Raw genomic sequence first — 10120 nt, forward strand, 5'->3', positions numbered from 1 at the left:
AACGAGGCGCCGTCGGGGTCGCTCCTCGACGGCGCCTCCCCATGCCCACTTGACAGAATTCTCTACATATCAGTTGGGCGAGGGTGGTGGCTCGGGTTGGAAGGGGGTGTACCACCACCAGTCGGCGCGTTCACCGGTCGGCCCCCGATAGGGCGGCACCTGGGGTGGGGGTGTGGTTGGTGGCCGGGCCAGCGAACCCCGGTGGAGTTCGCGGCCGGTGGCGTCGGTGACCGTGAGATGGTGGGCGGGGCCGGTGATGGTGATCCCACCTTTGTGATGCAACCGATGATGAAAAGGGCAAAGCAACACCATGTTGTCCAGCTCGGTGGGGCCACCGTCCTCCCAATGGACGATGTGGTGGGCATGTAGGCCGCGGGTGGCTCCGCAGCCGGGGACTGCGCAGCAGCGATCGCGGTGCTCCAGGGCGCGGCGCAGCCGGCGGTTGACGGTGCGGGCGGCACGCCCCGCGCCGATGGGTTGCCCATAGCGTTCGAACCACACCTCGCACGTGGCGTCACAGGTCAGGTAGCGCCGTTCGTCGGTGAGTACGGGGCCCAGGTGCAGGGCGGCGACGGGTTTCTCGCCGTCTTTGTCGAGGTCGACGTGTAAGACGACGGTGGTGTGTTGCCCGTGCGGGCGAGCCGTCACGTCGGTGTCCCACCCCGCTTCGACCAGGCCCATGAACGCGTCCACGGTGTTGGGGAACGGTGGCGCCTGCTCGGAGACGCCCTCGGCGTTCTCGTGGTCGCGTTTCCACGCCGCGATCTGTGCGTCGTGGTGTGACTGCAGGCCGGCGTCGAGTTTCGCCGCCTCCAACCGGGGCAGCACGATCTGATAGGTCGTGTAGTCGTCGTGGACCTCTTTGCGGAACGACCGCTTCGGTTCGGCTTCCGGGTCGGGTTCGGGGCGCGGTTGCAGTTTCACCGCGGTACGCAATTGGGTCACCGTGGCCACCGTCGCCAGTTCGGCGTAGTGCGCATCGGAGCCGTCGGCGGCGTGTTCGGCGATCACCCCGACCTGATCCAGCGACAATCGGCCTTCTCGCAGGCCCTCGACGCAGAGGGGGAATTCCTCGGCCCGCCGTGCTACCGCCACCAACGTCTCGGCATTGTTGGGTGTCATACCGGTTTTCCACGCCACCAATGCCTTGATGGACCGGGCACCGGTGGCGCCGCACAATTCGTCGCGTTCCAGTTCGGCGACGATGTCGACGATGCGTCCGTCGATGGCGTTGCGCTGCCCGCACAACTCCGCCAATTCGTCGATCAACACCTCCAGCCGTTGCGCAGGGCTCGGCCCATCATCAGCGAAAGGCGTTGCCGGCGTGGACATGACACCATCATCGCAGAAGCCACCGACAAAAATGGGTCCTCTGCACCCCGAGCCCGAGAACGGTCGGGGACAGAAAAAGGGAGTGCGCTACCTCGAAGGCATCTGCGGAAACCTTTCGTGCCAAGCGCAACTCGAACCACCGTCACCAACGATCGGTGATCATTGTGGCAACACTGTCCGCGACAGTCGCGCACGATGTACGGCGGCGCCATCTTTCGTTGGCTCCCCGGCCTTCCCAAAGGATGAGCGCAAGACTGGTTGCACGGGCGGATTCACACCACCGCCCAGCGGCTTACGAGTCCGCGCGATTTCGAAATGCCCTACCACGCAGTGCGTTTGGTGACCGCGAGGGAGTCCAGTCCCTAACGGCAGCAGCGATGTCCGTCATTCCCGCTGCCAATATGCCGAGCGCGACTAGGCTTGCGCAGCATGATCGACGAGCCACAGGCCCGTGAGCTGGCCATCGCCGCGTTCGATGCTCAGCAAGTAGTTCTCGGCGGCGCTCGCGAATTGAGCGACGGGTGGTTCTTCCCCAGCGTGACGAAAGGCCCCGACCTCTTCACCGGCGTCATCGTCAACAAGCAGACCGGCCGGACTCTCCGGGTGAGAGCGCACACTCCCCTGGACAACGACCCCACGCTCTACGACCGTGGATACCAATACGACAGCTACGACCTCGTCGTCCTGTCGATCGGAGACCTGGAGCAGACCGTTCGTGTTGTCATGGCGCTGCACGTGGTCACCGTCGACACGTACTACAAGAACGACCGGGTGTACCGCGTCGGTCGAGCACTGACCGAAGCTGAAGTCCGCGAACGCCTCTCGAAGCTGCCGTGCGTACTCAGCGGAGCATTCATGTTCCACATCGACAAGCTCGAGCGTGCACGCGAAGCCGGCTGGATGTCGTACAAGGTTTTCGAATACCGCGGCAAGGATTGAGAAGACGCGACCGCGTCATTTGGCCGAGAGCTTGCGCCAGCTGAAAACCGCGACACCGACACCGATCACCGCGGTGATGGGGCCGATGACCGACCACGTGGTGGTATTGCTCATCGGGCTGCCCTGCAGCACACCAAAGCCCTGCAGTGCCCAGATCAAGCCGAACAGCGTCAGGATCACACCGATCGCGAACGTGACTACGAATCCCCGCTTCATGCTTGGATGCTACGCGCGCACCGGGCACATCGACGGAAACGTCAGGGGCGTAACACCAACTTGCCTCTGGTGTGGCGCTTTTCCAGCTCGGTGTAGGCCGCCCGCACGTCGTCGAGGCTGAACACTTGCGCGGTGGGCACCTCCAGTGCACCGTCGGCCACCAGCCCGGCCAGCTCCGCGACGACTGCGATGTCGCTCGCGTCGGCATTGCCTGCCCCCTGAACACCGAACTGCTCGATGGCCGGGAAGTCGATGATGGTGTCCACGCGGCCGGGTTCGACACCCAGCTCCTCGACCGCGAGCTGCACGTAGCCCCCGCCGAAGAAATCGAGGAACGCGTCCACACGACCGCTCGGTGCCGCGGCCCGCAACCGGTCGGCCAGTCCGTCGCCATAGTTGACCGGGACGACGCCGTGCGCAGTAAGCCAGTCGTCGTTGGCGGGCCCGGCGATCCCCAGCACGGTTGCCCCGGCGCGCGCGGCGAGCTGCACGGCGATGGTCCCGACGCCACCCGCGGCGCCTGCGACGGCCACCGTGTCGCCGGGCTGCAGCCGCACCGCGCGAACCGCCGCATACGCGGTGGTGCCCGCGACGAACAGCGAGCCCGCCACCTCCCACAACACCGCGGCAGGCTTGGCGGTCACCTGACCGGCGGGCACGGCGACGTATTCGGCCTGACTCGACCGGCGTTCGGAGAATCCGATCACCTCGTCACCGACTGCGAATCCCGTTACGCCGTGGCCGATTTCGGCGATGACACCGGCGAGGTCGCTGCCCTGTCCGGACGGGAACGTAGCCGGCCAGCGGTCGTGCAGGGCGCCGCGGCGGATCATCGCCTCGCCGGGATTGATGCCTGCGGTTCTGTACCCGGTTCAATGCTGTTGTATGTCCCCGGCGACGGGTACCCGGTCCAATCGTTGAGGGCGACTTCTTCTACCGGCTCGCCGAATTGGAAGATCCCGGCATTAGCGGCAACGATGTCGAGGCGGCCCAGTTCCCGAACGGCGGAGTCCAGGCCGGATTTCAGGACGTCGTAGTCCCGGACGTCGGCTTGGTAAGCGATGATGCGTCGCCCGTGTTTTTCGACGAGTCGAACGGTCTCGTCGAGATGTACTGGTCACCGGACGGCGAAGAATTCCCTGGCCGTCCGAGGTGCCCACAGCAGGGCGACGACGAGGATCTGCGCGGCGCCAACGATGGGGATGACGGCGTGGAACATCGGCGAGGACGACCAGGACACCATGCTAAACCCTAGGGACAGAGCTTGGGAGACCGTGGCCAGCCGACGGGTCCATGGCCGTGCGGTGGTCAACTTCCACACCAGCAGCGTGCACAACACCAGCAGAATGCCATGGAAAGCCGCCCCGAAAGCCACGGCGAGGTCGACCGACCTCCCGACCTCCACCGCAGCGAAACCGGGGTGCTGGGAGGCGATCTGGTCGCGCAGAGTGCTCTGGTTAACTCCCATCACCACCGGTATGACCAGGTGGCTGACCGCTACGGCGGCCAGCAGCACCCGCGCCGATTCGACAGGTGCGGGTACCTGTGAGGCTCGGTTTAGGGCCGGGGGCCGCATGCTTGTTCTTCCTTTCCGTGGGGCTTCGCTGGACATCGAACTGAAAGTCCACCGCCCATCCCCGATTGGGTGCGGTGGAGCTGCTGTGGCGCTTGCGCCGCCGGCGCTGCGGCACTCGAAGGCCTTCCTCACGCCAAAGACGTTGCACCTTCTTGTGATTGACTGCCCAGCCTTCCGCACGGCCGTCGTGATATGCAGGTCGGAAACCCCGTCGGGGGTGATCCTTGGCATAGCGCGAAGCCAGGCCCAGCGTCGGTTCAGGATCGGCCGTGGTGGCCCGCGACAGGCTCATGGCGTTGGGTGGCGCGATGTTGCCCGGTGACAACCCCCCACAAAACCAAGGGCTGCAACCACAGCAGCAACAACGCCGAGCGTCGCGCGACGGTGCCAACGAGGCGATAAAAATCGACACTGCAAAGATCTAAGAAACAAGAGCAATCACATCCTATCTCAGGTGCGACAGTGCGTGCGCGCAGCGGCGCATACGGCTCACGTGGCTCGGTTCCGGCCCCAGCGGACAAACACGACACCGCTGGGGAATGCGATCGGCTGGGCAACAGGGGTAAACCCGGAAATCACTCTGCGATCCGGGAACAGTCGACGTCCCCCTCCTTGTACGAAGGGATAGATGAACAACCGGTACTCGTCGACGACCTCAGCCTCGATGAGCGCATGGCACAGGCTGATACTCCCGGTCACCACAATGTCGCCACCTTCGGCCGCTTTCAACTCCGCCGCCTCATCGGCGGGGTCCCCCGACAAAATCGTTGAGTTTTCCCACTTCGGGTCTGTCATGGACGACGACACCACGTATTTTTCAACGTTGTTGAGGTAGTCAGTTATCCCGGTGATGTCATCCAGCTGACTTGGCCAGTATCCGCGAAAGTCCTCAAATGTTTTCCGGCCGACTAGAAGCGCGTCAGCAGTCGAGTCTTGACGAGTCATCTCGGCAAGCAGCTCGTCATCCTGAGACTGCGGGTCGAACCACCCGGCCCCCTCCAGCATTTCCACCGAGCCGTCCAGGGTCACATTCTGAGTAATGATCAATGAGCGCATACCTTATAGACCACCGACTGCCTATCATTTCATCGCGCCACGGTCCGAGCGGACCCGTGAACTGGTCCACACCCAACGAGGGGTGTGTCGCTAGCTCCTCTGTCAAGCGGCGGCGGTTTTGACCCCCGTAGCGAGGTCGGCCTGTAGCGCCGCGTAGACGACGTCGGAGAGTCGCCGTTTGAGGACACGCAGTGCTTCCATCCCGCTGTCTCCGCTGGCTTTACGCCGAGTCATCATCTGTTTGGCCGGTTCATGCCAGTGCGCCTGGGTGAGCGCGATCCGGTGCAGGGCAGCGTTGAGTTGACGATTCCCGGTGCGGCTCAGCCGGTGGCGGGCCTTGTTGGAGGACCAGACCGGCATCGGTGCGGTGCCGTTATGACGGGCGTAGGCGTCCTTGGACCGGAACCGATCGACCCCGGCGGTCTCACCGAGAATCTTGGCCGCAGTGATGGTTCCGCAACCGGGGATCGCGATCAACGACGGCGCCATATCGGTCACCAGTGTGGTGATCTCTGCGGTGAGCTCGTCGATCTGCTGGGTCAGTGTGCGGCACCGTTCGAGCAGATCACGCGCCAGCCGCGCGACGGTTCCCGTGAGCGGCTCCAAACGCACCAAGACCTGGTCCAAGATTGCAAGCCGATCCAGAGATCGGGCCTTGGGTTCCCAGGACGGGTCGAGCTCGTGCAGATACCAGCGCAGTCTATTGATCACCCGAGTCCGTTCTGCAACAAGGGATTCACGATGATCACCGAGTAACCGCACGTCGCGGTCAGGACCATCCAACCGGGCCACGGGAAGATCGGGTTCGCGCTGCGCGGCACGGGCGACGGCGAGCGCATCGATGGGATCGAATTTGCCGTAGGTGCGGGCCGAATCGCGGACGTGGGCCATCAACTTCGGTGGCACCCGCACGATTGCGTGACCCGCGGCAAGCAAATCCCGCTCCAGCCGCCGCGACAGGTGTCGGCAGTCTTCGATCGCCCACACCAGACCGTTACCCCTGGCCAACTGCTCGGCCCAGGTCAGCAGTCCCAGATGATCTTTGGTGGTGGTGGCGATCGTCTTCGATGCCAGCTGGCGACCGTTGGAATCGACCGCGACGATGGTGTGGGTGCGCTTGTGCGCATCGACTCCCAGAGTGATCATTGAACTCGTCTCCTTCTCCTTGAGGGGATCAGGGATCGGTCGGTGGGCACATCCCAGTCAGGGGCGATGCCACGCTCCTCTCAAGCCACGCCGGCCGGTCCTTGGCATCCGGCGGGCCGCACTACAGACAATGGCCACCAACGGCAAATAACAGGTGGAGCGAACCCGCCGGACCCCTTCAGTCAAACACTGGCATTAACGGTGTAAGTGGCCTTATGGCCCCCGGTGTGTCGGAGGGCGGAAAGGTCACGAAACGACCGAAACTGTCGTGGCTGTGGAGCCATCACAGAATGAAGAACACGATCCCGCGGTGACGGCGATCGACGTCCCAGCGGCTCGTGACGTCGACGAGCTCGAGGTCACTCGGGAATTGGTGCGCCAGGCACGTGAGGCCGGCGTAGCGTTGACCGGCGGATTGCTCAAGGCGATGACCAAGACGGTCATCGAAACCGCCCTCGACGAGGAACTGCCCGAGCACCTCGGGTATGTCCGTCACGATCCCGCCGGGCATGGAAGCGGCACCTCCCGCAACGGAACCCGCACCAAGACGGTACTGACCGACGCCTGCGGTTCGATCGAAATCGACGTCCCGCGGGATCGGGCGGGCACGTTCGAACCGCACTTCGTCAAGAAGCGCCAACGCCATCTCACCGACGTCGATGAGGTGGATCCTGTCGCTGTATGCCCGCGGATTGACCACCGGGGAAATCAGCGACCATTTCGCCGACATCTACGGCGCGGCGGTCTCCAAGGACACCGTCAGCCGCAGCACCGACCGCGTCGTCGAGGAGATGGCGGCCAGGCACAGCCGCCCCTTGGAACGGGTATACGCCGCGGTGTTCATCGACGCCCTGCACGTCAAGATCCGCGACGGCCAGGTGGGCCCCAGACCGATCTACGCGGCCATCGGGGTGGATTTGTAATGTGCTCGGGATGTGGGCCGGTGAAGGCGACGGCGAGTCGGCCAAGTATTGGCTGTCGGTGCTGACCGGGCTCAAGAACCGCGGGGTGGCCGACATCTTCTTCCTGGTCTGCGACGGTCTCAAGGGTCTCCCGCAATCGGTGGGTACGGCGTTCCCCGACACCGTGGTACAGACGTCATCTATTAACAATGGGTGGGCCGGGATGGTCTCGGCGTTCACCTGCACCACCACGGGCAGGACCTGTGCAAACGCGTCACCTTCGAGGTCCACATGCAGACCTGTCCGCCCACGGTGGCTGCGGGGCATGAACCGGCCAGCGAGAGCAGCACCACCGGTGTCAGCGGCGAGTGCCGAGACGAGGTCTCGGGCAGGCCTCGCGTTCGCAGCGTGAACCTTCAATGTGAAGGGGATCTCACTGCAATGAATCAGGATAGTCCGTAACGGCGGGATCATTTTTGGTACGGCATCGACTGGGGTGGTCGTTTCCACCACCTCTGCGTGCTCGACGATGACGGCCACCAGTTGGTCAGCGAGAGGATTGCTCATACCGTCGACGGTCTGGTCGCGTTGGTCGCGATGATCACTTCCTTGACTGGTTCGGTGAGTATCGCGATCGAACGAGCCGAGGGCCTGCTCGTCGAGCACCTGCAACAACACTGTGATACCGAAATCTACTGTGTGTCACCAAGATCTCGGCGCGGGCCCGCGAACGGTATCGGATGGCAGCCGCGAAGTCCGACGAGTTCGACGCCTATGTCCTGGCCGACACATTGCGCCACCAGCATGCCCAGTGGCGGCCGTTGACCGCGCCCGCACCGCTACTGGCGGAATTGACCGCAGTGACCCGGGACCGTCAACGCATCCTGGACATGCAGGTAGACACCGAGAACCGGCTGCGTTCGGTTTTGGAGGCCTACCATCCTGCCCCGTTGCACCTGTTTTCCTCGTTGGATCGCGATATCAGCAGCGCTAGTTGTTCAGTGAATGCTTTGGCCGCCAATGCTTTACCGGCCACGCTGGCGCTTATCCGGACCTATCCCACCCCGGCGCAGGCAGGCAGGATCACCGCCGAGCGGATGGGCGCGTTCACCGGCCGACACGGCTACAGCGGCCGCCAGAAACCCGAGGCACTTCTCGAGCGCATAGCGCCGCACCTACTGTCGGCCAGTGAAGGCACGGTCGTCAATAAGCATCTTCGAGCCCACGACAAGCGGCTGGGCGAGCTGCTCGACATGCACCCGGACACTCCGATCTTCACCAGTTTCCCCGGTATCGGACCCGTCACCGCCGGCGTATTGATCTCCGAAATGGGGGAAGAGCGCAGCCGTTTCCCATCGGCGGCGTCGTTGTTAGCCGAGACCGGCTTGGCTCCGGTCACCAAGGCCTCCGGGCGCACTCGTCAGGTGAGGTTCCGCTACGCCGCCAACCGGCGAATGCGCCACGCCATCGACTGGTGGATGTTCGTCACAGTCCGTGAAGACCCTTGGTCTTCCGACATCTACGAACACGCCCGTGCCGCCGGCCAACCACACCACCGTGCTCTGCGTGGCCTGGGCGCGCGCTGGTGCCGCATTCTGTGGCGCTGCTGGCACGATCACACCCCCTACAACCCGGTCATCCACCACCACGCCACCGCGGCATAGTCCACCGATTCCAACACCGCGCTGAGCAAACCAAGTCGGTCGCGGCGACCGAACACGTCCACGACGAAAGGTTCACAGCGGGAGTCTGTGTCATCCACCTAAACCGCGGCACGTTCCGCTACGGCGGTCGTCAGCACCGTGATGCGATCGCCAAAGGCCATCAAGCCGATCTACACCGCGGTCAACGCCGACGCGGCCGCTGCGGCGTTGGATGCGTTCGAGGCCGAATGGGGCAATCGATATCCGGCGGCAATTCGGTTGTGGCGCAACGCTTGGAGTCAATTCGTCCCGTTCCTGGACTACGACACCGAAATAACGAAGGTGATCTGCTCGACTGATGAAATTGTGATTTTGACCGCTGATTCGGGAGTCGTTTGATCACGAATCTCGGAGTCGCTGGGGACGTTCGTGGGTCGGATTGATCACGAATATTGGAGTCGGTAGCGTGGATTGACCGTTGGCCAGGCGGTCCACCGTTGTCAGGGGATAAGGGCAGAAACACGCGCACGAGACACGGTCTAAAGTGCGAAGCATCGCGGCCGCTCTGGGCCGCCAGGATCACCGCACAAGACACCGGGATCCGCGAGCTCAAAGCCACCATCGCCGAGCAGCATGTCGACCACCATCGAACCAAGCCGTTCACGCCGTGGGTCCCGACACGGTTCGATCATTCGAGCGCCCCAAACTGCAGGGTGATAACCGCGTCGCGAGGTTTGCGTTTGTACTATGGCGACTGCTCCGAGGGCCGGGCCGCCCGCAAATTGTCCCGCGAGATCCCCAATGGCGGGCCGCCTCCTGGATCGGCACCCCTCAGCCCGATGCAACCGCCGAATCTCTGCCCAATACTCCACTGCGATCATCCCTCCACGAGACCATCGGGTGGGCCAATTTTCCGGGAGGTGGTTTCTACGCGGGGTCGCAACACTTCTCTAGGTTTCTCTAGGTTCTGGAGGTTGTGTTGACATCGTCGCGTCGGGTGAAGAAGGGGCCGGGGCGTCGTCCGCAGTCGGCCAAGCGTGCGCGGTTCATGGAGTTGCGGGCAAGGGGTTGGAGCGTGTGTGCCGCGGCCCGCGAAGTCGGGGTGTCCCGGACCTCGGGAGCAAACTGGGCACGTGGGCACAAGGTGTACCGAAACGGCGTCGCGGTGGGGTTCGTCGCGCCGTTGGATCGGCTGGCGGTCCGGGAGATCAGCTCGCGGTATCTCTCTGAGGATGAGCGGATCGAGATTGCCGATCTGCGCCAATCCGGTCTGGGCGTACGGGCGATCGCCGTCCGGCTGGGTCGAGCAC

Annotated in this window: 9 protein-coding genes and 5 pseudogenes; 6 read left to right on the forward strand and 8 right to left on the reverse strand. The window is 63.8% G+C overall.

Going from position 1 to position 10120, the window contains the following annotated elements:
• Nucleotides 1-69: 69 nt before the first annotated feature.
• A complete protein-coding gene (locus BST13_RS37845; RefSeq protein ID WP_083171300.1) occupies nucleotides 70-1332 on the reverse strand; it encodes an HNH endonuclease signature motif containing protein in 1263 nt (420 codons plus the stop codon).
• Between the two features lie 429 nt (nucleotides 1333-1761).
• Here BST13_RS37845 and BST13_RS37850 point away from each other — a divergent pair, with 429 nt between their 5' ends.
• Nucleotides 1762-2271 carry a hypothetical protein gene (locus BST13_RS37850; protein WP_083171302.1) on the forward strand — a complete coding sequence of 170 codons (510 nt, stop codon included), beginning with the start codon at nucleotides 1762-1764 and terminating at the stop codon, nucleotides 2269-2271.
• Between the two features lie 15 nt (nucleotides 2272-2286).
• Here the strand turns inward: BST13_RS37850 and BST13_RS37855 are convergent, their stop codons facing one another.
• The 7 genes and pseudogenes from BST13_RS37855 to BST13_RS37885 form a co-directional block, all read right to left on the reverse strand.
• On the reverse strand, nucleotides 2287-2487 hold the full coding sequence (locus tag BST13_RS37855; RefSeq protein ID WP_083171304.1) for a hypothetical protein: 201 nt from the start codon (nucleotides 2485-2487) through the stop codon (nucleotides 2287-2289).
• Nucleotides 2488-2528: 41 nt separating this feature from the next.
• Nucleotides 2529-3350, reverse strand: a pseudogene (locus BST13_RS37860) (NADP-dependent oxidoreductase); the annotation flags it as partial.
• The gene (locus BST13_RS40090; protein WP_083171319.1) at nucleotides 3317-3553 is read right to left on the reverse strand and encodes an SDR family NAD(P)-dependent oxidoreductase; all 237 of its coding nucleotides are present in this window, start codon (nucleotides 3551-3553) and stop codon (nucleotides 3317-3319) included. The pseudogene BST13_RS37860 and the gene BST13_RS40090, both read right to left, overlap by 34 nt.
• Before the next feature lie 51 nt (nucleotides 3554-3604).
• The gene (locus BST13_RS37870) at nucleotides 3605-4063 is read right to left on the reverse strand and encodes a hypothetical protein (protein WP_170064384.1); all 459 of its coding nucleotides are present in this window, start codon (nucleotides 4061-4063) and stop codon (nucleotides 3605-3607) included.
• 31 nt (nucleotides 4064-4094) lie between these two features.
• A pseudogene (locus BST13_RS37875) lies at nucleotides 4095-4386 on the reverse strand (IS3 family transposase); the annotation flags it as partial.
• A 166-nt stretch (nucleotides 4387-4552) separates the two neighbouring features.
• Nucleotides 4553-5119, reverse strand: a complete 567-nt coding sequence (locus tag BST13_RS37880; protein ID WP_083171311.1) for a dihydrofolate reductase family protein — start codon at nucleotides 5117-5119, stop codon at nucleotides 4553-4555.
• A 102-nt stretch (nucleotides 5120-5221) separates the two neighbouring features.
• On the reverse strand, nucleotides 5222-6265 hold the full coding sequence (locus BST13_RS37885) for an IS110 family RNA-guided transposase (protein WP_083171314.1): 1044 nt from the start codon (nucleotides 6263-6265) through the stop codon (nucleotides 5222-5224).
• Between the two features lie 310 nt (nucleotides 6266-6575).
• Here BST13_RS37885 and BST13_RS37890 point away from each other — a divergent pair.
• The 5 genes and pseudogenes from BST13_RS37890 to BST13_RS37905 all read left to right on the forward strand — a co-directional run.
• Nucleotides 6576-7375, forward strand: a pseudogene (locus tag BST13_RS37890) (IS256 family transposase); the annotation flags it as partial.
• Between the two features lie 311 nt (nucleotides 7376-7686).
• Nucleotides 7687-8051 (forward strand): annotated as a pseudogene (locus BST13_RS40095) (IS110 family transposase); the annotation flags it as partial.
• A gap of 444 nt (nucleotides 8052-8495) precedes the next feature.
• On the forward strand, nucleotides 8496-8831 hold the full coding sequence (locus tag BST13_RS40515; RefSeq protein WP_245839979.1) for a transposase: 336 nt from the start codon (nucleotides 8496-8498) through the stop codon (nucleotides 8829-8831).
• A gap of 86 nt (nucleotides 8832-8917) precedes the next feature.
• Nucleotides 8918-9191: pseudogene (locus tag BST13_RS37900) on the forward strand (transposase); the annotation flags it as partial.
• A gap of 616 nt (nucleotides 9192-9807) precedes the next feature.
• On the forward strand, nucleotides 9808-10120 hold a 313-nt coding region (locus BST13_RS37905; RefSeq protein WP_425437109.1), incomplete at its 3' end, for a helix-turn-helix domain-containing protein.

Origin of the sequence: Mycobacterium aquaticum, assembly GCF_002086485.1 — a bacterium.
In the GTDB taxonomy this organism is placed as follows: Bacteria; Actinomycetota; Actinomycetes; order Mycobacteriales; family Mycobacteriaceae; genus Mycobacterium; species Mycobacterium aquaticum.

Coding starts and splice junctions, on each gene's coding strand:
- BST13_RS37845 (WP_083171300.1), bottom strand. CDS start 1,332: ATGTCCACGCCGGCAACGCCTTTCGCTGATGATGGGCCGAGCCCTGCG.
- BST13_RS37850 (WP_083171302.1), top strand. CDS start 1,762: ATGATCGACGAGCCACAGGCCCGTGAGCTGGCCATCGCCGCGTTCGAT.
- BST13_RS37855 (WP_083171304.1), bottom strand. CDS start 2,487: ATGAAGCGGGGATTCGTAGTCACGTTCGCGATCGGTGTGATCCTGACG.
- BST13_RS37870 (WP_170064384.1), bottom strand. CDS start 4,063: ATGCGGCCCCCGGCCCTAAACCGAGCCTCACAGGTACCCGCACCTGTC.
- BST13_RS37880 (WP_083171311.1), bottom strand. CDS start 5,119: ATGCGCTCATTGATCATTACTCAGAATGTGACCCTGGACGGCTCGGTG.
- BST13_RS37885 (WP_083171314.1), bottom strand. CDS start 6,265: ATGATCACTCTGGGAGTCGATGCGCACAAGCGCACCCACACCATCGTC.
- BST13_RS40515 (WP_245839979.1), top strand. CDS start 8,496: ATGGGGGAAGAGCGCAGCCGTTTCCCATCGGCGGCGTCGTTGTTAGCC.